This is a genomic window from Acidovorax sp. Root275 (genome assembly GCF_001428965.1).
GTDB classification, from domain to species: domain Bacteria; phylum Pseudomonadota; class Gammaproteobacteria; order Burkholderiales; family Burkholderiaceae_C; genus Acidovorax; species Acidovorax radicis.
Genome location: NZ_LMJH01000001.1, coordinates 1,408,348 through 1,431,093 on the forward strand (window position 1 = coordinate 1,408,348; position 22,746 = coordinate 1,431,093).

At 63.9% G+C, this 22,746-nt stretch carries 17 protein-coding genes; 16 read left to right on the forward strand and 1 reads right to left on the reverse strand.

Annotated elements, in window-relative coordinates; all coding sequences use genetic code 11:
- The first annotated feature begins 12 nt into the window (after positions 1 to 12).
- The 16 genes from ASE52_RS06325 to ASE52_RS06395 all read left to right on the forward strand — a co-directional run bounded on the left by ASE52_RS06325 (position 13) and on the right by ASE52_RS06395 (position 19,061).
- Entirely contained in the window at positions 13 to 552 is a 540-nt protein-coding gene (locus ASE52_RS06325; protein ID WP_029413129.1) for a tail fiber protein, read from the forward strand.
- 266 nt (positions 553 to 818) lie between these two features.
- Complete coding sequence (locus ASE52_RS06330) at positions 819 to 2,342, forward strand: CoA-acylating methylmalonate-semialdehyde dehydrogenase (RefSeq protein WP_010459043.1); 1,524 nt, start codon at positions 819 to 821, stop codon at positions 2,340 to 2,342.
- 196 nt (positions 2,343 to 2,538) lie between these two features.
- Positions 2,539 to 2,919, forward strand: a complete 381-nt coding sequence (locus ASE52_RS06335) for a lysozyme inhibitor LprI family protein (protein ID WP_198928085.1) — start codon at positions 2,539 to 2,541, stop codon at positions 2,917 to 2,919.
- Between the two features lie 45 nt (positions 2,920 to 2,964).
- Entirely contained in the window at positions 2,965 to 4,131 is a 1,167-nt protein-coding gene (locus tag ASE52_RS06340; RefSeq protein WP_057224602.1) for an acyl-CoA dehydrogenase family protein, read from the forward strand.
- A 281-nt stretch (positions 4,132 to 4,412) separates the two neighbouring features.
- Complete coding sequence (locus tag ASE52_RS06345; protein ID WP_057224604.1) at positions 4,413 to 4,877, forward strand: TfoX/Sxy family protein; 465 nt, start codon at positions 4,413 to 4,415, stop codon at positions 4,875 to 4,877.
- A gap of 41 nt (positions 4,878 to 4,918) precedes the next feature.
- Positions 4,919 to 5,320 carry a DUF488 family protein gene (locus ASE52_RS06350; RefSeq protein WP_057224606.1) on the forward strand — a complete coding sequence of 134 codons (402 nt, stop codon included), beginning with the start codon at positions 4,919 to 4,921 and terminating at the stop codon, positions 5,318 to 5,320.
- Positions 5,321 to 5,419: 99 nt separating this feature from the next.
- Positions 5,420 to 6,325 carry a 3-hydroxyisobutyrate dehydrogenase gene (gene mmsB, locus ASE52_RS06355; RefSeq protein WP_277814403.1) on the forward strand — a complete coding sequence of 302 codons (906 nt, stop codon included), beginning with the start codon at positions 5,420 to 5,422 and terminating at the stop codon, positions 6,323 to 6,325.
- A 467-nt stretch (positions 6,326 to 6,792) separates the two neighbouring features.
- Positions 6,793 to 7,557 (forward strand): hypothetical protein, encoded by a 765-nt coding sequence (locus tag ASE52_RS25510; RefSeq protein WP_140426146.1) that lies wholly within the window; start codon positions 6,793 to 6,795, stop codon positions 7,555 to 7,557.
- Between the two features lie 480 nt (positions 7,558 to 8,037).
- Positions 8,038 to 10,029 (forward strand): ATP-binding protein, encoded by a 1,992-nt coding sequence (locus ASE52_RS06360; protein ID WP_057224609.1) that lies wholly within the window; start codon positions 8,038 to 8,040, stop codon positions 10,027 to 10,029.
- Positions 10,030 to 10,194: 165 nt separating this feature from the next.
- Complete coding sequence (locus ASE52_RS06365) at positions 10,195 to 10,941, forward strand: glutamine amidotransferase (RefSeq protein ID WP_057224611.1); 747 nt, start codon at positions 10,195 to 10,197, stop codon at positions 10,939 to 10,941.
- Positions 10,942 to 11,158: 217 nt separating this feature from the next.
- On the forward strand, positions 11,159 to 11,551 hold the full coding sequence (locus tag ASE52_RS06370) for a hypothetical protein (protein ID WP_057224612.1): 393 nt from the start codon (positions 11,159 to 11,161) through the stop codon (positions 11,549 to 11,551).
- 179 nt (positions 11,552 to 11,730) lie between these two features.
- Positions 11,731 to 13,911, forward strand: coding sequence for a TonB-dependent receptor (locus ASE52_RS06375; RefSeq protein ID WP_057225273.1), 2,181 nt, complete (start codon positions 11,731 to 11,733; stop codon positions 13,909 to 13,911).
- Between the two features lie 233 nt (positions 13,912 to 14,144).
- A complete protein-coding gene (locus ASE52_RS06380; RefSeq protein ID WP_057224614.1) occupies positions 14,145 to 15,758 on the forward strand; it encodes an ABC transporter substrate-binding protein in 1,614 nt (537 codons plus the stop codon).
- Complete coding sequence (locus tag ASE52_RS06385; protein WP_057224615.1) at positions 15,755 to 16,723, forward strand: ABC transporter permease; 969 nt, start codon at positions 15,755 to 15,757, stop codon at positions 16,721 to 16,723. Before ASE52_RS06380 ends, ASE52_RS06385 begins: the two co-directional genes overlap by 4 nt.
- Positions 16,720 to 17,628 (forward strand): ABC transporter permease, encoded by a 909-nt coding sequence (locus ASE52_RS06390; protein ID WP_140426147.1) that lies wholly within the window; start codon positions 16,720 to 16,722, stop codon positions 17,626 to 17,628. The genes ASE52_RS06385 and ASE52_RS06390 overlap by 4 nt, the downstream gene beginning before the upstream one ends.
- Positions 17,625 to 19,061, forward strand: coding sequence for an ATP-binding cassette domain-containing protein (locus ASE52_RS06395; protein WP_057224617.1), 1,437 nt, complete (start codon positions 17,625 to 17,627; stop codon positions 19,059 to 19,061). Before ASE52_RS06390 ends, ASE52_RS06395 begins: the two co-directional genes overlap by 4 nt.
- A 34-nt stretch (positions 19,062 to 19,095) precedes the next feature.
- On the opposite strand, the gene ASE52_RS06400 is transcribed toward ASE52_RS06395, so the two are convergent.
- Positions 19,096 to 22,746 carry an EAL domain-containing protein gene (locus ASE52_RS06400; protein ID WP_057224619.1) on the reverse strand — a complete coding sequence of 1,217 codons (3,651 nt, stop codon included), beginning with the start codon at positions 22,744 to 22,746 and terminating at the stop codon, positions 19,096 to 19,098.

Consider the following 22,746-nt stretch of genomic DNA (forward strand, 5'->3'; position numbering starts at 1 on the left):
CGAGGAATACCTATGAATCCAATGATGGGTGAAATCAGAATGTTCTCGGGCACTTTCGCCCCGAGGAATTGGGCATTCTGCAATGGCCAGCTTCTCAGCATCTCCCAAAACTCCGCACTGTTTGCCATTCTCGGTACCACCTACGGCGGCGACGGGGTAAACACCTTTGCACTGCCGGACTTGCGCGGCCGGGTTCCCGTCGGCACAGGACAGGGGCCGGGGTTTCCTCCAGTGCTCGTGGGTGAGATTGGGGGCGAGCGCACCCAGACGCTTAACAGCACGCAAATGCCAGCCCATGTGCACACAGCCCCTGCCCCGCTGGCATCTACTACCCTGGGCACTCAGCAGGAACCCGGCGCCACGGCCATACCAGCCGGGTCCAACCAGCGCAATGCGCAATACGCGGCAAGCGGTACCGCCAATACCCAACTGCCCATGAGCAGCACGACGACCGGCAGTGCCGGGGGCAATCAGCCGTTTTCCATCATGCAGCCCCATCTGGGCATGAACTACATCATTGCCCTGGAAGGCGTATTTCCGTCCAGAAACTGAGCGAAACCGCCCCGCGAGAACGGGTGCAAAAAAGGGCAAACGCTTGCGTTTGCCCTTTTTGTTTTGCGGTGCCCGGCCCCACTACCCGCCGCAGGGATGCGATGGCGCCCCGCCGGGTATGCCGCAGTCAAGACGACCATCGTCCGGATGTGCATAAAAGCACATTGAACTTGCAGTTTGCCGCATTGTAATTACATATTTGCACGCATAACATGCATGGGTTGGCCTGCATTGCGGGCCCTTTCCAACCCCCCGGAGACAAACCCATGAACGCACCCACCAACGTGGCCGCACTGGCCCCCACCGTCAAGCTGCTGATCGGCGGCCAGTTCGTCGAGTCCAAGACCACCGAATGGCGCGACGTGGTCAACCCCGCCACGCAGCAGGTGCTGGCCCGCGTGCCCTTTGCCACGGCCGAAGAAATCGATGCCGCCGTGGCATCGGCCAAGGAAGCGTTCAAGACCTGGAAGAAGACGCCCATCGGCACCCGCGCCCGCATCTTCCTCAAGTACCAGCAGCTCATCCGCGAAAACATGGCCGAGCTGGCCGCGATCCTCACGGCAGAACAAGGCAAGACCCTGCCGGACGCCGAAGGTGATGTGTTCCGTGGCCTGGAAGTGGTCGAACACGCGGCCAGCATCGGCAACCTGCAGCTGGGCGAGCTGGCCAACAACGTGGCCGGTGGCGTCGATACCTACACCCTGCTGCAGCCGCTGGGCGTGTGCGCGGGCATCACCCCTTTCAACTTCCCCGCCATGATCCCGCTGTGGATGTTCCCCATGGCGATTGCAACGGGCAACACCTTCGTGCTCAAGCCCTCCGAGCAGGACCCCATGGTGACCATGCGCCTGGTCGAACTGGCGCTCGAAGCCGGCATTCCACCCGGTGTGCTCAACGTGATCCACGGCGGCGAAATGGCCGTGAACGCGATCTGCGACCACAAGGACATCAAGGCCGTGTCGTTCGTGGGCTCCACCAAGGTGGGCACCCATGTGTACAACCGCGCCACCCTGGCCGGCAAGCGCGCGCAATGCATGATGGGCGCCAAGAACCACGCCATCATCCTGCCCGACGCGAACAAGGAACAGTCGCTCAACGCCATCGCCGGTGCCGCATTTGGTGCGGCCGGCCAGCGCTGCATGGCCCTGCCCGTGGTGGTGCTGGTGGGCGAGGCGCAAAAGTGGATTCCCGAGCTGGTGGCCAAGGCCAAGACGCTCAAGGTCAACGGCGGCACCGAAAAGGGCACGGACGTGGGCCCACTGGTCTCCTGTGCAGCTTTGGCCCGTGTGGAAAGCCTGATCGAACGCGGCATTGCCGACGGCGCCACGCTGGAGCTGGACGGCCGCAAGCCCACGGTGCCCGGCTATGAAAAGGGCAACTTCGTGGGCCCGACGATCTTCTCGAACGTGAAGCCCGGCATGGCCATCTACGACCAGGAAATCTTTGGCCCCGTGCTGGCCCTGGTGCCCGCCGCCGACATCGATGAAGCCATCGAGTTCATCAACAGCAACCCGAATGGCAACGGCACCGCCATCTTCACCCAGTCGGGTGCGGCTGCACGCAAGTTCCAGGAAGAGATCGACGTGGGCCAGGTCGGCATCAACGTGCCAATCCCCGTGCCAGTGCCGTTGTTCTCGTTCACGGGTTCGCGCGCGTCCAAGCTGGGCGACCTGGGCCCTTACGGCAAGCAGGTCGTCATGTTCTACACGCAGACCAAGACGGTGACGGCCCGCTGGTTTGATGACAGCACCACGTCGCATGGTGTGAACACGACGATTAGCTTGAAGTGACATCCCCCTGAGGCGCTGCGCGCCTTCCCCCTTCTCTCGCGCTTTGCGCGGGAAGGGGGACGCCACCTGTGCCTGAACCGCTTGATGGCGGCCCTTGCACGGTGGCACTGGCCTGGGCCGCGCCGGTTTCAACGACTGCGCGCGGTGGTAAAAGCGGGGCATGCAAATTGATCTGACAACGATGCGGGGATGGGCCATGGTCTTCGGTGCTGCTTGCGTGATGCTGATGGGTGCCGATGCCCACGCACAGGCCGGTGCTGCCTGCAAGCCCGGCGGCACCGTGGAAGAAACCAACGCATGCGCCGTGCAAGCCTTCCAGGCGGCAGACACCGAAATCGCCATCCTCTACGGCGACGTGATGCGCGCCCTGTCGGCCCACGAACGGCCCCAGCTGCGGCAGGAGCACACCGCCTGGCAGCGCGAACGCACCACGCGCTGCAAGCAGGCCACGCGCAGTGCCGAGTCGCAGCCCCAGTGGCCGCGTCTGTACCACGAGTGCCTCACGGCCGAAACCCAGGCGCGCCGCAAAGGCCTGATGCGCTGGCTCACGCTGGACCACCCGTCCGCCAAGCCCTGAGCAAGGCCCCCAGAACAACAAGAACCGACGACGAGACAGAACACCATGGACTTTGAACTCACCGAAGAACAACGCGCCTTTGCCCAGACGGCCCGCGACTTTGCGCATGCCGAGTTCGCGCCCCACGCGGCGTTGTGGGACGCTGAAGGCATCTTCCCCAAAGAAGCCATCGCCAAGGCGGGCGAGCTGGGCTTTTGTGGCCTGTATGCGCCCGAGGCCGCCGGTGGCCTCGCCCTGCCCCGCCTGGACGCCACCCTGGTGTTCGAGGAAATGGCCGCCATCGACCCCAGCACCACCGCCTTCATCACCATCCACAACATGGCCACCTGGATGCTGGGCACCTGGGCGACGCCCGCCGTGCGCGACCACTGGGGGCCGCTGCTGACCACGGGCGAAAAGCTCGCGTCGTACTGCCTGACCGAACCCGGCGCGGGCTCGGACGCCGCCTCGCTCAAGACGCGCGCAGAGCTGGTGGGCCACGAATACGTCATCAACGGCAGCAAGGCCTTCATCAGCGGCGCGGGCGCCACCGATGTGCTGGTGCTGATGGCACGCACGGGCGATGCTGCATCGGGCGCGGGCGGCATCAGCGCCTTTGCCGTGCCCGCAGACGCCGCAGGCATCACCTACGGCAAGAAGGAACACAAGATGGGCTGGAACAGCCAGCCCACGCGCACCATCAGTTTTGACAACGTCCGCATCCCCGCCGACCACCTGCTGGGCCGCGAGGGCGAAGGCTTCAAGATCGCGATGAAAGGCCTGGACGGCGGCCGCATCAACATCGCCACCTGCTCGGTGGGCGCCGCGCAAGGCGCACTGAACGCCGCCCAGCAGTACATGCAAGACCGCAAACAGTTCGGCAAACCCATCGCCAGCTTTCAGGCCCTGCAGTTCAAGCTGGCCGACATGGCGACCGAGCTCGTCGCCGCGCGCCAGATGGTGCGCCTGGCGGCCAGCAAGCTCGACGCGGGGGCCCGCGATGCATCGACCTACTGCGCCATGGCCAAACGTTTTGCCACCGACGCAGGCTTCACCGTCATCAACGACGCCCTGCAGCTGCACGGTGGCTACGGCTACATCCGCGAATACCCGCTGGAGCGCCTGCTGCGCGACGCGCGCGTGCACCAGATCCTGGAAGGCACCAACGAAATCATGCGCGTCATCATTGCGCGGCGCATGCTGGATGGGGACGCGACGGAGGTGATTCGCTGAGCGCTTACTCCTGTTTTCATAGCTGCTAGCGCTTATCCGACGGGCGGTAACGGCCAATTTCCCTCATGAAATACATATCTCAGACAGGAACATCAGCCCACGCACCCGCAGCGGCGCTGGGGGGTTACCCCCTCTCCCCTCGCGGGAGAGGGTTGGGGAGAGGGGGCCCGCACCCGCGCCGCGCCCGTTTCACCCCCTCTCCCCGGCCCTCTCCCACAAGGGGAGAGGGAGTGAGAGCCATCTGAGATAGCGACCTCATCAGCCCATGTGAATCAGAAGCCATGCCCGCCCGCCCCCTCTCCGACGAAACCCTGCACCTGATCGACGCCGTGCGCACGGCGCTCGCGCACCGCAGCGATGTCGACGAGCGCCCGCTGTTCGGCACCCACGCTTTTTTTGTGGACGGCAAGATATGCATTGCGGTCAAAGGCGAAGAGCTGCTGGTGCGCCTGCCACCCGACCGCCACGGCGAACTGCAGGAGATGCAGAACACCCGCGAGCTGTCGCCCGGCGGCGGCATGAAGGGCTACTTCTGGGTGGAGCCCAACGGCTACACCACACGCGCGCAGTGGAGCTTCTGGCTGGAAGAAGCACTGGCCTACAACCCGCTGGCAAAGGCTTCGCCGCGAAAGAAAAAGACAACAAAAACCACGGCTGCAGCCAAGAAAGCGTCCGCCAGCACCAGCGCCAAGCCGAAGAAAAAAGCCGCTGCCAAGAAGCACAGCATTTTCGAAGCCGACGACTGATCGACCCGCCCTTTCCATCGTCCTCCCCGGAGCCCACCACCATGCCCCTTCGCATCGTCCGCCTTGGCACCTCGCGCGCCGCTGGGGAAGGCACGCGCATTGGCACCGTGCGCCGCCCGCCGCGCGGCGTACCCAAGGCCGAGTTCGCCAGCCGCGACTACTACGACGTGTGGTACCCCATGCTCTCCCCCAGCGCCGACCTCATGGCCCAGGGCCAGCAGGTGCCCACCGGCCAAGAAGGCGACAAGGCGTGGGAGGCCTTCACCAAACAGTTCCGCAAAGAACTGGCCCAGCCCGAGGCCAGCCGCACGCTCGATTTGCTGGCTGCGCTGTCGCACCACAGCGCCATGTCGCTGGGCTGCTACTGCGAGGACGAAGCCCGCTGCCACCGCTCGGTGCTGCGCGCCGAGTTGGCAAGCCGTGGAGCCGACATCAGCCCCTAGACTTCAAGTCATTTTGGCTGCTAGCGCCTGATGGATAAGCGCTAACAGCTATCAAATTCATATCAAACCGTACATCTTCCCTTTCACCATCACAACGACATCCAGGAGCAACACAGCATGAAAATCGCATTCATCGGCCTCGGCAACATGGGCGGCCCCATGGCACACAACCTGCACAAGGCAGGCCACGAAGTGCGCGCATTCGACCTCTCGCAACCCGCCCGCGACAAGCTGGCCGCAGACGGCGTGCCCATCGCCACCGACGCCAAGGCGGCAGTCGCAGGCGCCGAAGTCGTCATCAGCATGCTGCCCGCCAGCCAGCATGTGGAAGGCCTGTTCCTCGGCGCGGGCGAGTTGCTGGCCCAGTTGCCTGCGGGCACGCTGATCATCGACTGCTCCACCATCGCAGCCGCCACCTCCCGCAAAGTGGCCGAGGCCGCCAAGGCCAAGGGTGTGGCCTTTATCGACGCGCCCGTCTCCGGCGGCACCGGCGGCGCCATCGCAGGCACCCTTACCTTCATGGTGGGCGGCGACGCCGCCGACCTGGAACGCGCCCGCCCCGTGCTCGAAAAGATGGGCGCCAACATCTTCCATGCCGGTGCCGTGGGCGCAGGCCAGACGGCCAAGATCTGCAACAACATGCTGCTGGGCATCCTGATGGCAGGCACCAGCGAAGCCATTGCTCTCGGCGTAGCCAACGGCCTGGACCCCAAGGTGCTCAGCGAAATCATGCGCCGCAGCTCGGGCGGCAACTGGGCACTGGAAAAGTACAACCCCTTCCCCGGCGTGATGGAAACCGCGCCCGCCAGCAAGGGTTACGCGGGGGGGTTTGGGACGGACCTGATGCTGAAGGATCTGGGCCTGGCGCAAGAGAATGCGGCGGCTGTGAAGGCATCGACTCCCCTGGGCGGATTGGCGCGCAACCTGTATGCCGCGCATAGCATTGCAGGGCACGGAGCAGAGGATTTCTCCAGCGTGATCAAGATGGTCCAGAAAAAGGCTTGATTTGCGGGGATTGCGGCCCTTTGCAGATTAGAACGGGCGCTGTAGCATGTCGTTACAGCGCCCGTTGTAATTTTCATCCGGGTTTTAGGTTTGGCTAAACCGGGGGGGGAATGAGTTTGGCTGGAGAAAACGACGTCAGAATTTTTATCCGACACACGGCTTCGTTTGTAGTGTCGTCCATTTCTAGTTAGCTTGCCGCAATAATCTTTCGCATGGCTAATCCCGCCCTTTATCCTTCTTCTCACCATTGGGTTTGCGCTGGCAGTGCCCGTGGTGGGCACGGTTTAAGTGCCAAATCGGGCTCCACCGCTTGTGGTAGTCGGACGGGCAGATCTTCTTTTCATAGTCCCGTCGGTTTAGGCCTGTGCCCAGTAGTTGGCGGTGGTTCTTTTTCTCACCCGGCGTTGTAGCGTGCAGCTTCGCCGCTCGCTGAACTTGGTCGTTAGATTTTATCTTCGGATTTTAAATTGAATACGAGTAAATACATACCTTACCAAAGCGTCGCGGGAATTGTTCTCAAGCACGACGATCATCCTGAATACCCATTCTTTAGTGGCACGGGGTTTTTTGCTTATTTCCCTCCCTATGAAGCAATATTCTTCATTACGGCTAGACACTGCGTCGTAGACAGCGACGGGACAAAAAAAGGCAATCTGAAAATTCCACTTCATTTTGATGGAGACAACAAAGAGGCTGTGCCCTTCTTGTGTTGTTTAGAAACGTCGTATCATGAAGACCCAGATGAAATGGAAGATGTTGTCGTATTTGTAGTTGACGACCTTCCAAAAGATAAGCATGAACTTTTAATGAAGAGAGCTCTACGCCTACAGCATCAAGATGATGCTAATTACATCATCAATGCAATCATCGCAGACAAAGGAAAGATTAGAACGGTTGGATTTCCTGGTACCTCCAAGTCGATTGACTACGAATCAAATAAAGCAATGCTTCAGCCTCGAGGGTTTCACGCAAATCTCGCTGGAGAAGGAAATTTTAAAAATTGGTTTAAAATTGAAAACGGAAGCTGGGCAGATGGAGAACTCAATGGCTTTAGTGGCTCTCCCATATTGGCGCTGTGTCCGATCACAGAATCCGAAGTGCTTGCAATACCGATAGGAATACTCCTAACTACATCACAGTTTTTGTCTATCAACGTGGCGACAGACCTAATCGCGGACTATATTGTTCAGACTCAAAAAGAGCTAACCATTCCATCGAAAGAGGCAGTTTAAGGCTGCGCTTCAAACTGCCTCTCCGTCTGAGGCTCCGGCCGCTCCTTACATCAAATTTCAGAAAATGGAAAAATTATGACCGTCGAAACTGATAATTTTCTGATTGCCGATGCGATATTCAACTACATTGAGTCGCGAGAGACAAATAGCAATCGCATGGCATCGAAGTCGATAAAAGGTGGTCTTCAGACTGCCCGCGTTACCTGCAAAGGGTGCAGTTTCACTTGGACTTCTCATCAATTCGGTGAGGGTAAATTTTCTCCCGCTTTGGGATATATCCTCTTTGATTGCCCTTCGTGTTCGGCACATGGCAGTGTCGAAAATAATCTTCTCGTGTAGACAGGCATAGCGCGATGCCTAATCCGGCAGTTAAGTGGACTTGCGTACCGCAAGCCGCTCACTTCAACCGTTAGGCGGCTGGGGGACCCACAGCGGCGCACCTCTGACTAGGCCTTACGATTTATCTTTTCTGATAACCCAATGAGCAACGTCAATATCCGGCGAGCAATCGAGAACATTCGGTCGAGCACCACCGTCTACACGCCAATCGTAGAGACCGTGGTCAACGCCATTGAGGCGATCGAAGCCAAAGAAGAGGCAAATGGCACAGTCGAAATCAGAGTCCGGCGCTCCCCGCAGTCCGAGGTCGACGATGGCGAGTCTAAGATCCTCGACGTCTCAGTGACGGACAACGGCGTCGGATTCACTGACGAGAATCGAAACAGCTTTGACACGCTTTACAGCGACCTCAAAATCAAGCAAGGGGGCAAGGGATTCGGTCGATTTACATGCCTAAAGTACTTTGATGACTTGACAGTTGAGAGCTGCTATTTTGATGAAGCCTTCAAGAAGAGAACCTTTTCTATGGGGAAGGGCCAGGAGATCATCGTCAATGAAAAGGTGGTCGAGAGCGAAACTACGACTACGGGCACAACTGTTACTCTTACTTCAGAGAAGTCTGGCTCTCTTCCTCGAAAGTTGTCCACGATGGCGCGTGGACTTGTGGAGATACTGCTTCCGTACTTTATAACCAACGGCTACAAGTGTCCGACGATTTCTTTAGCCGAGGCTGATGGAAGTGAGTCGATTATTCTGAATCAATATCTTGAAAGTGCAGGGGCTGTTATCCAAGAACTCGCGCTTGCAGAGAATAATTTTAGCCTTCAAAGTAATGCGGGGCCGCAAACCTTCGTTGTCCGAGTATTCAAGTTGCTCTACCCTAGAAATAAAATTAGCAAGGTTAGCCTTGTCGCCCATAAACGAGAGGTGACGGAGACTTCCCTGCAGAGTTACGTGCCGGAGTTTGCGGATGAGTTTGTGGAGAACCGAGACGACGTCGAAGAAAAACGTCGGAACTACATCTTGAAGGCATACGTTTTTAGTGTCTACCTTGATGCTAATGTCTCGCTGGAGCGAGGCGCCTTCGAATTCCAAAAGGAAAACGATCTCAACTACGGGATATCTCAGACAGATATCGAAGCCAAGGCCGCTGAAGTTACGAAGAGCGCGGTTGCAGATCAAGTGATATCGCGCCAAGAGAAGAAGAAGCAGCGCATTCAGTCCTACGTTGAGGATCAAGCACCTTGGCACAAGTCACTGGTCCGTACGCTAGATGTGACAGCATTCCCCACCAACCCTTCCGACGCTGAACTCGAAGCGTTACTCCAAAAAGAGAAGTTCAAACAAGAGATAAAAGTCCGAGGTGAGGTGACTGCACTTCTGAGTTCGGCCACCGCAAGCGAGCTCTCTGTAAATGTGGCGGCAGTAGCAAGCAAAATATCTGAGTCAAGCAAAAATGATCTTGTGCACTACGTCGCACTTCGAAAGCAAGTCCTCGATATCTTCAAGCGTAGCCTCGAACTAGACATAGAAGGTAAGTACTCTTCCGAAACCGCCGTTCACGACATTATTTTCCCTACGAAATCCGATGATCTGCTGACTACATACGAAAATCACAATCTTTGGATACTTGACGAACGTCTTACCTTCACAAGCTACGTAGCGTCCGATCTGCCTCTAAACGGGGGCGTGAGCGAGAGACCTGATCTCCTGGTATTTGACCGGCGCATTGCGTTCCGAGTCGATAACGAGACAAGCAATCCGGTGATCGTTTTTGAGTTCAAGAAGCCAAACCGAGACGACTTCGTCAACCCTTCTTCAAAAGAAGATCCCATTGCTCAGATCGTCAGGTACGTGAATAGCATTCGCGAGGGCCGCTACCGCACTCCGCTTGGACGAAAGATCAACATCGAGGCCAATACGCCGTTCTATGGTTATGTGGTGTGCGATTTATCTGCGAAGGTAGAAAAGTGGCTCTTGACGGAAAAGAACTTCACTCCGATGCCAGACAAGCGCGGCTGGTTCAGTTGGATCGGCAACATCAACCTCTATATCGAGGTACTCAGCTGGGACAAGGTCCTGCGTGATGCAGACATGCGCAACCGGGTCTTCTTCCACAAGCTGGGCATTTAGCAGTCGGCGCGCAGACGCCCAAGCCCTCCTTCAAGCGTACGCCTGACGACGCCGCTTAAGTTAACGCTAGTCCGCACCTCTACCAAAGCGCGTTCGGGTCCATGGGCATATTGGCATCTGATGAATACGCCCGATTGAACCTGAAAACGGATGCACCCTCGCGACATGCCTCTCTCGCCCACTCCCACGCTCTGGATTCTCAAAACCGGCGACGCGCTGCCGTCGCTGCGTGCTGTGCACGGTGACTTTGAAGACTGGATTGCTCGGGGTCTGGCTCAGAACGGCAACCTCCCGGCACTGCCCGTGCAAACCCTGGATGCCCGCACCACCACGCCATGGCCTGCGATGGAGGGCATTGCAGGTGTCGTGGTCACGGGCTCGCCCGCCATGGTGACGGACCGTGAACCATGGAGCGAGCGCGCTGCAGAATGGTTGGCAACGGTGGTGGCAGCCCAGGTGCCCGTGCTGGGCCTGTGCTACGGCCACCAGCTGCTGGCACATGCGCTGGGCGGCGAGGTGGCGCGGCACCCTGGCGGGCTGGAGATTGGCACCGTGGCCATCAGACAGTTGCCAGCAGCCGAGGGGGATGCCTTGTTTGACGACCTGGCCACCGAGTTTGTGGCCCAGGTGGTGCACGAACAATCGGTTCGCCGCCTGCCCCCGGGTGCGGTGGCACTGGCGGCCAATGCGCACGAGGCCCACCACGCGTTTCGCGTGGGCCCCAGCGCCTGGGGCGTGCAGTTTCACCCCGAGTTCAGCGATGGCGTGATGCGCGAGTATGTGCAATGTTTTGCACCATCGCTGCGGCGCACGGGGGTGGATGCCGGCGCCTTGCAGCAGCGGGTGCAGGCCACGCCCCACGCGGCCAGCCTGCTTTCACGCTTTGCTCAGCTGGTGGGGGCCCGGCACTAAAAATATGAATAAAAAGTGGCTCTAGCGCTTATCCATAAAGCGCTAGTAGCTATCAAATATATAGTCCAACCAGTCAACCGCCCCAGGGCCAGCGCCTCGGTCGCGCTTACCAGACTGGCACCGGGGTCCACCAGGGACATGACCGGCACGCCGTGGACTCACTTCAGACGTTCCGACCAATCAGCTGCCCGCAGTTGAGTATGATTCGCATCCCCTCATGCTGCGCCGCACCATCCCCACCCTGCCTTTCCACATCGTGCTTCTGCTGGTGGCGTTGTTCAACGCCCTGGCGGGCGCGCCCTTGCACGAGGCGCGGCACATTCAGGAGGTGGCGCACAGCGCCACAACCTCGGCAACCGCAGGCGATGTGGATGCCTACGCGGCAACCAGCTCCGCAGCCAGCGACGAGCACAGCGAAGAGACACACACCCCCTGCGCCTGGTGCCTGACCCACGCGCTGGAGGCGGGGCTGGCGCATGCACCGGCTCGCCCACCGCAAGTCCCCGCAGAACCCGGCGCCATCGCGCCGCACAGCGCAGACCCCTTCACGGCCCAGCAGGTGCGCTGGCCGTTTGCGGCACGCGATCCTCCACCCGCCAGCCAGGCCTGACACGCGTCGGGCCCCAGCCAGCCCGCGCTCTCCAGCGCATCCCCTTCTCGTTTTCGCCCTTGCATTCACCCCCGTGGGGTGGGTGTGGGCACGCGGCAATGTGCGCCTGCCAACTCCCAGGCGGGTGTGAGCCGCGTTGCTCCTGGCTTTTGCATTCACCGCTTTTGGACTGGTTTGCCATGCGTTCTTCATCCGCGTCTGTTTCTTCTTCACGCCCCGCCTCTCTGCCGCGCCCCACCTTGACGGCCATGGCGGCTGCCGCGTTTCTGGCATCCCTGCACCCCGCCTGGGCCGCAGACGGCGATGTGATCACCCCGCCCACCCTGTCTGCCGTGGACGTGGTGGGCCGCAGCGCCTCGGGCACCTACTACGCCGATGAGGCCGAGGGCGCCAAGACCAGCCTGCCGCTGCGCGAGCTGCCGCAGTCCGTGCGCGTGATGTCGCGCCAGACGCTGGACGACCTGGGCGCCACGCGGCTGGATGATGTGCTGGACTATGTGGGCGGGGTCTCGCGCCAGAACAACTTTGGCGGGCTGTGGGACAACATCGCCATCCGGGGCCTGCCGGGCAACGAGAACACGGGCATGGCGACGCTGCTCAACGGCTTTTCGTCCAACCGTGGCTTTAACGCGCCGCGCGACCTGGCGGGGGTGGAGCGGGTGGAGTTCCTCAAGGGCCCTGCGGCAGCACTGTATGGCAGCAGCGAGCCCGGCGGCACGCTCAACATCGTGAGCAAGAAGCCGCTGTGGAAGGCCGCCCATTCGGTGGAGGCCTACGCGGGCAGCTACGGCCTGGGCCGAGCGGCGCTGGACACCACGGGCCCCATCAGCGACCGGCTGGCCTACCGCTTGAACGTGGCGGTGGAGGACAAGGGCAGCTTTCGCGACCATGTGCGCGCGCAGCGGCAGGTGGTGGCCCCGGCCATCACCTGGAAGCTCTCGCCCGACACGGTGCTGGAGTACACGGCTGAATTTCTGCGCCACGCCACGCCGCTGGACCGGGGTGTGGTGGCGGTCAACAACCGTCTGGGCGCGGTGCCCGCCAGCCGCTTTCTGGGCGAGCCTGCCGATGGCGATGTGACGGTGACCAACCAGACGCACCAGCTGGTGCTGTCGCACGAGTGGAACCCTGACTGGCGCAGCCGCGTGGGGCTGTCGTACCGCGAGACGGGAATGGAAGGCTTCTCGACCGAGGCCACCGCGCTGCAGGCCAATGGCCGCACGCTGACACGCCAGCGGCGGCATCGCGACTTCCAGTCGGACGATGTGGCCGTGCAGGCCGAGCTGCAGGGCACCCTGCGCACGGGCGGGCTGGAGCATGAGCTGCTGGTGGGGGTGGAAAGCTACCGGTTCAGCATGGATTCGGTGATGCTGCGCGTGAACCCCAGCGCTGCCGCGCCGTATGCCATTGACATCTTCAACCCCGTGTACGGGCAGTCCCAACCCGCGCCGGGGCGCAATACCGACACGCTGGAGAAGCAACGCAACACGGCACTGTATGTGCAAGACACCCTGAAGCTGGGCGAGCAATGGCGCGTGATGGCCGGGCTGCGGGCAGACAACTACGACCAGAGCCTGCAAAACCGCATCACCAACCGCACCACGGCGCAAAGCCCATCGGCCGTGTCGCCGCGCCTGGGCGTGAGCTGGCTGCCGACGCCGGGGTGGACGGTATATGCCAATGCGGGCAGTTCGTTCCGCCCCAACACGGGCAGCAATGTGGCGGGCAACGGCTTTGACCCGGAAAAATCCCGTGCGCTGGAGCTAGGCGCCAAGTGGGAGAGCGCCGACCAGCGCCTGGGCGCCACGGCGGCGCTGTTCGACATCACCAAGCGCAATGTGCTGACCAGCGACCCGCTGAACACGGGCTTCTCGGTGGCTGCAGGCGAGGTGCGCAGCCGGGGCCTGGAGCTGGACCTGGCGGGCCGCCTGAGCACCCACTGGCGCGTGAATGCGAGCCTGGTCATCAACGATGTGGAGGTGACCCGCGACAACACACTGGAGGTGGGTGGCCGCCTGCTGAACGTGCCGCGCATCAACGGCAGCGTGCTGGCGGTGTACGAAAACCAGTTGACCAACGGCCAGCGCTATGGCGTGGGCGGCGGCGTAACCCACATGGGCAAACGCCTGGGCCAGGCCCGCACGCAGGCCGAGGCCAATGCAGGCACTGCCGCGTTTGAGCTGCCCAGCTACACCACGGCCAAGCTGATGGCGTACTGGCGCCTGAGCCCCACGCTGAACCTGTCGCTGGACGTGGATAACCTGTTTGACAAGGTGCACTACACCAGCTCATACAGCCGCGTGTGGGTGGCGCCGGGGGCGGCGCGCACGGTCACCGTCGGGCTGCAGGCGAAGTTTTGATGAAGCCCCCCTGAGTCGCTTCGCGCCTCCGTGCGGCCCCCAGAGGGGGCAGCCCTTCGAGGACGTCCAAGCCTGCGCAGGCAGGCTTGGAGCCGCGCCTCTCAGCCCCTCTCACGCTACGCGGGAGGGGGGCGCCCCCAGCGCGGCGGGGCGGCCCTTGCGCGGGGGCACTGGTCTTTGGCAGCGCCAGTTTCGTCGGTTGCGGCGAACGCGCAGTGCTATGGAAAACTGAAATGAACACCTTCTCGACTTTTCTTCGGCCGCTGAGACGGCGCCATGCCCTGCAGGGCTCAGTGGCTGCGCTGGCGGCGGGCGCCCTGCCCGCCACTTGGGCACAAGGCACACCACCCGCTTCCGCCCCCGCACCGCTGCAAATCGTCGGCCCGTGGGAGATCAGCGGCCTGGCGCCCGCCAGCAGTGGCTATGTGTTCACACGCCTGCAGGTCACCGAAACCCTGCTGGACGCTGCAGACGATGGCCAGCCACGGCCCGCGCTGGCGCGGCTCTGGCGCCGGTCGGCGGATGGGCTGGTGTGGCACTTTGAGCTGCGGCCCGGGGCGCGTTTTCACGATGGCACGCCGGTGACGGCCGCCGCCGTGGTGCGCAGCCTGCAGGCCGCGCAGGTGGCGCCCGCACTGCTGAGCCAGGCGCCCATTGAGTCCATCACCGCGCCCGACGAGGGCACGGTGCTCATCCGCCTGCAACGCCCCCACACTGCCCTGCCCGCGCTGCTGGCGCATTCCAGCGCCATGGTGCTGGCCCCGGCCAGCTATGGGGCCGACGGCAAGGTGCGCAGCATCATTGGCAGCGGCCCCTACCGCATTGCGGTGCTGGTGCCGCCGCAGCAGGTGGAGACAGTGGTGTTTGACGCCTACGACGGCCCACGCCCCGCCATTGCTGCCGTGCGCTACCTGGCTGCCAGCCGCGCCGAAACCCGCGCGCTGATGGCCGAGAGCGGCCAGGCCGATCTGGCCTATGGGCTGGACCCGGCCAGCCTGCGGCGGCTGCAGCGCCATGCGCAAAACCCTGCTCTGGCGCGCCGCACCGCCGTGCGCATTGCATCGGTCACGTTGCCGCGCACCGTCATCGTCAAGCTCAATGCGGGCCTGCCCGCGCTGCGCGATGTGCGCGTGCGCCAGGCGCTGAGCCTGGCCATCGACCGTGCGGGCATTGCCCTGGCGCTGATGGGCGACGAGGCGCTGGCCGCCACGCAGCTGCTGCCGCCCACACTGGGCGCGTGGCACAACCCGCACCTGCCCCCGCTGCAGCACGACCCCGAAGTCGCCGCGCGCCTGCTGCGCGCCGCAGGTTGGCAGCGCCACAGCGACGGCCTGCGCGATACAAACGGCCAGCCGCTGCACCTGGTGATCCGCACCTTTGTGGACCGGCCCGAGCTGCCGCTGATTGCCACCGCCTTGCAGGAGCAGTGGCGGCTGGCGGGCATGGCGGTGAAGGTGAGCATCGGCAACTCGGGCGACGTGCCCCGGGGCCACCGCGACGGCAGCCTGCAACTGGCCCTGGCCGCGCGCAACTACGCCAACGTGCCCGACCCCACAGGCACGCTGGCGGGCGACTTCGCCGCCCAGGGCGGCGACTGGGGCGCCATGGGCTGGCACAGCGACACCGTGGTGCAGGCCCTGCAAGAGCTGACGCGCACCCAGACGCCGCCCGAGCGCACGCGCGCGCTGCGGCACACCATCACGCACACCCTGCAAGCGGAGCTGCCCGTGATCCCCGTGGCGTGGTACCGCCAGCATGTGGCCGTGGCGCCCCGGCTGGCGGGCGTCACGCTGGACCCGCTGGAGCGTTCTTACCGCCTGACCGGCATGGAGTGGAACAACCCATGAACCCCTTGATTTCAAAACCCTGGGCCGCCCTGCTCGGCCGCAGGCTGGTGCAGGTGCTGGCCGTGTCCCTGCTGATCGGCACGCTGTGCTTTTTGATGGTGCGCGCCCTGCCGGGCGACCTGGCCATGCGCGTGGCGGCGGGCCGCTATGGCTATGACCTGGTGAGCAACGCCGCCGCCGACGCCGTGCGCGCGGAGCTGGGGCTGGACCGCCCCGGCTGGCTGGCGCTGTTGCACTGGTGGCGCGACATGGCCACCTTCAACCTGGGCCAGTCGCTGGTGTCGCAGCGATCGGTGTGGCACGAGGTCACGCACCACCTGGGCGCCACACTGCGCCTGTCGTCCGCCGCGCTGGCCATTGCCTTTGCCGTGGGTGTGCCGCTGGGCGTATGGGCCGGACTGCGCCCCCAGGGCTGGGTGGACAAGGCCAGCTGGCTGATGGCCGTGGTGCTGCGCGCGCTGCCGCCGTTTTTGCTGTCGGTGCTGCTCATCCTGCTGGTGGCGGTGCAGTGGGGCTTTTTGCCTGCGGGCGGTGACGAGAGCCAGGCCAGCCTGGTGCTGCCCGCGCTCACGCTGGGACTGGGCCTGGCCGCAGGCCTGGCGCGCGTGACCCGCGCCGCGATGCGCGAGGTGGTGGTATCGCCCTTTTTCGAATTTGCGCGCACCAAGGGCCTGACCGACTGGCAGGCGCTGGTGCGCCATGGCCTGCGCAATGCCGCCGTGCCGGTGACGGCCTACCTGGGCGTGCAGGCGCTGTTCTTGGTGGAGGGCGCGCTGGTGGTGGAGACGCTGTTTGCCTGGCCCGGCATTGGCCATGCGCTGGTGCACGCCGTGTTCGGGCGCGACATCCCCGTGGTGCAGGGCACGGCGTTGTGCATGGGTGTGCTGTTTGTAGTGTTCAACCTGCTGGTGGATACGGCGTGCCTGGCGCTGGACCCCCGACACACACAAAAGGTGGCGAAATGAGCAGACCCCCTGAGTCGCTGCGCGCCATCCCCCCAGAGGGGGGACGCACCCCGGTGGCCTGGCAAAGCCAGTTCCACGGGGGCGCTGAGGCAGTGCCTTCTGTCCCCCCGCGTCCTCTCCGCTGGCCTGTTCGCACCGTGCTGGGCATTACCTTGCTCGGCCTGCTGGCGCTGTTTGCCCTGCTCGGCCCCTGGCTGGTGGGCGCCAGCCCGGTGGTGCAAGACCTGCGCAACGCCCTGGCGCCCCCCAGCGCCCAGCACTGGCTGGGCACCGATGTGCTTGGCCGCTCGGCCCTGGCACGGCTGGCGCATGCGGCGCAGCTGTCGCTGGGCATGGCACTGCTGGCGGCCGTGAGCGCCGCCGTGCCCGGCACGCTGCTGGGCATTGCCGCCGCATGGCGCGGCGGGCGCACCGAGCGGGCGCTGCTTATGCTGTCGGACTCGGTGCTCGCCATCCCCGGCCTGCTGCTGGTGCTGCTGATCGTGGCCCTGGCGCCCGGAGCGCTGTGGGCGCTGTATGCGGGCCTGTCGGCTGCGCTGTGGGTGGAATACTTCCGCGTGAGCCGTGCAGTGGCCCGGCCCGTGCTGGCGGGCGACGCGGTGCAGGCATCGCGCCTGCTGGGTTTTGGGCGCGGCTATGTGCTGCGCCGCCACCTGCTGCCCGCGCTGGCGCCTACGCTGGGCACGCTGCTGGCCTTCACCACGTCGCAAGCTGTGCTGGCGCTGGCGGCACTGGGTTTTGTGGGTGTGGGCATGCAGCCGCCCACGCCCGAGCTGGGCCTGATGATGACCGAGGCCATGCCTTACTACGAAGAAGCCCCGTGGCTCATTGCCGCCCCCACCGCCCTGCTGGTGTGGCTGGTGGCCGCGATGATGCTGCTCAACCCCGACCGGGAGACCGCATGACCACGCCTTTGACATCCGACGCCCTGCTGGTCGTGGAGGGCCTGGGCATCCAGGTGGGCGGCAAGCGGCTGCTGCGCGACATCGGCTTCAGCCTGCGGCCGGGCGAGGCGCTGACCCTGGTGGGCGAAAGCGGCGCAGGCAAGTCGCTGCTGGCCCAGGCCATCATGGGCAACCTGCCGCCTGCGCTGCAGGCCACGGGCCAGATCACGCTGGATGGCACCACCACCCGCGCCCAGGACGCCGCCGCGCGCCGCGCCCTGTGGGGCCGCAAGCTGGCGCTGCTGCCGCAGGAGCCCTCGCTGGCGCTCAACCCGCTGGCCCGCGTGGCACCGCAGCTGGCCGAGGTGTACCGCCTGCTGCACCAGCAGCCCCCCAGCGCAGCCAGCACACAAGCCCAACAGGTGCTGCACGCTGCGGGCCTGGGCGCCGCCGCCAGCCACTACCCCTGGCAACTGTCCGGCGGCATGGCGCAGCGCGCGGTGGCCGCCATCACCCTGGCCGGGGGCGCCCCGGTGCTGATGGTGGACGAGCCCACCAAGGGGCTGGACGCCCACTGGCGCGACCGCATGGTGGAGTTGTTCCAGGGCGTGCTGCAGGCGGGCGGCTGCCTGCTCACCATCACCCACGACATGCAGGTGGCGCAGGCGCTGGGTGGCCAGGTCATCGTGCTGCGCCACGGGCAGGCGGTAGAGCAAGGCGACATCCACGCCGTGGCCGCCGCGCCGCAGCACGCCTTTACCCGCCAGCTGCTGCAGGCCGACCCGGCGCGATGGCTGCCGTTTGCAGCGCCTTCGCTGGGCGAGCCGGTCGTGCAGGCGCGCGGCATCTCCAAAGCCTATGGCGCGCAGCAGCTGTTTGCGCCGCTGGACCTGGAGCTGCGCAGCGGCGAACGCATCGCCGTGCAAGGCCCCAGCGGCACCGGAAAAAGCACGCTGGGCAATGTGCTGCTGGGCCTGGTGGCGCCCGACACAGGCCGTGTGGAGCGCAGCGCCCGGCTGCGCCCGCACGCGTTTCAAAAGCTCTACCAGGACCCGGTCAGTTCGTTTGCTCCGCACATCAGCCTGGCCCAGTCGCTGCGCGATGCCGCCCGCCTGCACCGCTGCGACTGGAAGGCGGTGCAGCAGCGCCTGGCCCAACTGCGCGTGCCCGAGGACCTGCTGGCGCGAAAACCCGACCAGGTGTCGGGCGGCGAGCTGCAGCGCATTGCGCTGGCACGCGTGCTGGTGGCGCAACCGGCGCTGCTGTTTGCCGACGAGCCCACGTCACGGCTGGACCCGATCACCCAACACGAGTCGCTGAAAGTGCTGCTCGATGCGGTGCAGGAAACCGGGGCCGCTTTGGTGCTGGTGACCCATGACGAACATATCGCAGGGGCCATCTCGACGCGAACCCTCCACTTCGCAGCGGCGGCCCCCCATCCGCTGGGGCCGTAGCGGCAAGGAAAGTCAGTGGGGCCGCCGGCCAGGTTCACGTCCCAGAATGTGCCGCTCGGCCCTGCGCCAGAGGGAGAAGAAAACGGGCCTCAAACACCTCTGCGGCTACCGGCTTGCTGAGCAGGTAGCCCTGGATCTCGTCGCAACCCAGCAGTCCAAGCCGGCGGCGCTGGTCGTCCGTCTCGACCCCTTCGGCAACCACCTTGAGTCCCAGCGAGTGGCCCATGCTGATGATGGCCGAGACCAAGGCCTGGCCCTGCTGGCCCGTGTCCATCCCCAGGATGAAAGAGCGGTCGATCTTGAGGGTGTCAGCCGGCAGCGTGGCCAGATAGCTCAAAGACGAGAACCCGGTGCCAAAGTCATCGATGGCGATCGTGATGCCCATCTCACGCAGGGCGTGCAGGCTGCGGCGGCAGTGCTCCACGTCCTCCATCACCATGCTTTCAGTGATTTCCAGCTCCAACCCCGCCCCTGCGGTCGGGTCAAAGGCCAGCGCCTCGCGCACCTCGGCCACAAAGCTGCGGTGGCGCAGCTGCAGGAACGACACATTGACCGCCACACGCAGCGGTGCATGGCCGGACTGCCGCCAGCGCTGGTTGTCCGCCAGCGCCTGCTGAAGCGCCCAGCGGCCTACGTCGTAGATGAGGCCCGTTTCCTCCAGGATGGGAATGAAAAGCCCGGGTGGCACCAGGCCACGCTCGGGGTCGTTCCAGCGGATGAGGGCCTCGGCACCTGTCACCACGCCGCTGGCCAGACACTGCTTGGGCTGGTAGTGCAGAACAAACTGTTCCCGCTCCAGGGCCTCGCGCAGGCGGCCTTCCATGCCCAGAGCCTCGGCCACCCGGGTGTTCATCTCGGAGGTGTAGAACAGCAGGCTGTCTGCCGAGGCCTTGGCCTTGTTGACAGCCGCCTCCGCGTTGCGCAGCAGCGTTTCGGCATCCGTGCCATCCATGGGGTACAAGGCAACACCCGCCTTGGCGGCCATGCGCAGCTCGGTGGCGCCCAGGGCAAATGGCGTGTCAAAACAGGCGCGCAAGAGATGATCCACCGCCAGTGCCACCGACCCTGCATCGCGCGCATCGGTCACCGCGATGCCGTAGCTGTTGATGCCAATGCGCGCCACGTCATATACGTCCCCTGCGGCGTGCTGCAGCCGCTGCGCCACTTGCCGGAGCAATTCGTCACCCATCTGACGCCCCAGCGTGTCATTGACGAAGCGGAAGCGGCTGATGTCCATCAGCGCGATACCCAGCAAAGACCGGGGGCCATCGCGCGGGCGCAAGTGCTGGCCGGTGCGTTCCAGAAAAAGGGTGCGGTTGGGCAGCCCGGTGATCTCATCGTAGTAGGCAAGGTAGCTCAGCCGGTCTTCCTTGTCGAGGTGATCCAGCGCGAAACCGATGTCCCCGGCCAGCTCGGTCAGCAGCTTCATCTCGGTCTCGTCGAAGAAACCCACCTCTTCGGAAAACAGTGCCAGCACCCCCACCACCTCGCGCGCAACCAACAAGGGCAGCATGGCCAGCGATGCCACCCCGCTCTGCGCCAGCAGGTCTGGAAAGAGAATTCTCGGGTCGCCCGCCACGTCGTCGCAAACGGCGGGAAGCCCCGTGCGCACCACCTGCGCGCTCAGGCTCTCGCCCGGGGTGGGCTGCGCGTGAAGCCGCAGGCGGTCCCGGATGTGCGACAGGAAATCCTCTCCAGCCCCGAACAGCGCCACGGGAACCAGTTGTTGGCTGGGCAGGTCCACCCTGCCCAGCCACGCGATCTTGAACTGCCCCTCCTCCACCGCTATGCGACACGCCTCGTGAAAGAGCTCATCGCGCTTGCGCACCCGCACGATCAATGTGTTGATGCCGCTGAGCATGGCGTACACGCGGTTGAGCCGCTTGATCTTGTGCTCGGCGTCCTTGCGCTCGGTGATGTCCTCACCCAGGGCGGCCACACCCGTCACCTGTCCACCCGCCGACCGCAGCACGGTGTTGTTCCAGTGGACCAGCCTGCGTTCGCCAGAACGGGTGAGGATTTCGTTGTCGTAGTGCCAGGCCGAGGGTCGATCCGCCAGCACATCGGCGAACACATCACGCACATCCGCCAGCTCCGGTGGCAGAAACAGCGAGAACCAGCTTTGCCCGAAGACCTCCTCGCGCCGCCACCCGGTTAGGCGCAACAGGTAGTCGTTGCAGTAGGTGATGCGACCTTCGCAATCGAGCATCAACGAGATCATCTCGACCTTGTCGAGCATGTCGTTGAAGCGCCGATCACTTTCGTGCAACTCTTCTTCGGCGCGTTTTTCCTTGGTGACGTCCTGGATGGTGTTGAACCAGCGGCTTTGTTCACCACGGCCTGCCTCGTCTTCGAGGGGCTCCATCACCTGCCGCAAGTGCAGCAGTTCGCCATCTGCGCGCAGCACTCGGTAGGTGAAATCCAGGCGAGCCCCCTGGTGCGCGGCCTGCAGCGCATGTTGGCGGAACATTTCGCGGTCTTGCGGGTGCACCAGCGCCAGCCAATCACGCGCGGACTTTGGCATGGCCTCTTCGGCCAGCCCCAGCATGTCTGGCAGCGTGTCCAGCCAGCTTTCAAAAGCGCCATCGGGTCCGCTGATCACATGGGTGATCTTGGCCAGTGCCTGCGCCCTTCGCAGGCTGGCCTTGTTGGCGCGCAGCGCGTCCATGGCACGCTGGCGCTCGAACACTTCCACCTGCAGTTGTTCGGCGTGTTTCTGGATCTCGATGTACAGGCTGCCGTTTTCGTAGATGCGGCCCACCTGGGCCCCCAGGATGGCCAGGACTTTTTCGTCGTCGGCACTGAACACATCCTCGCCCTGCTTGTTGGCCAGGCAGATCCAGCCATAGGAAAACGAGAGCGAGGTGATGGGCGCAATCAACCCCGTATGCAGTGGCGGGTAGCCCGCAGGCAGGCCGATCTCGCTCGGGTCTCCGCTTTCATTGGCCAGGCGCTGCGAGCGGCGTGCGGCACGCAACTGCCCCAGAAGGCCATGCGAAACCACCGGCAGGTCCAGCAGCCCAGTCAGCGCGGGCTCGATGCCACTGGTGCAGGTAATGGAGGCATCGCCTTGCTTGCGCACCACACCCAGCACCGCATACTGCGCCCCCACCAGCTCGCGTGCGCCACGGCACACATTGGCCAGCAGCACCTGCGGGTCCCGCTCGGAGGCCAGCTGCAGGTTCAGATCGGTCAACGCCGCCAAGCGCCGGTTCATGGCTTCCAGCTCGGCGATGTTGCCCGTGAGCTTGTCTGTCATGAGTTTCAGGTGCAGCGTCTGAAAACTGTGCTCCAGCGGATGGAAGGGCTGCGGCGGCACCTGCGACAAGGCCTGTTCAATGGCCGAGATGATGTCCTGCGGCTCGCAGGGCTTGACCAGCACCTGCGTCACCCCGCAGGCCAGTGCCAGGTTGCGGGCCTCCTGCTCGCGGTAGTGTGCGCTGTAGAAGATCACCTGCGTTGCGGCCAATTGTTGGTCGGCCCGCAGCTGGCGCACAAATTCGTAGCCGTCCATCGTCGGCATCAGGATGTCGGAAATCACCAGATCGGGATGCTCGGCACGCACGAGGGCCAGCGCCTCGGCACCGTCTGAGGCCTCCAGGGCCTGGTGGCCACTGTGCCCGATGAGCGTGACCACCAGCGCACGGTTGGCCGGAAGGTCATCGACAACAAGGATCTTGGCCAT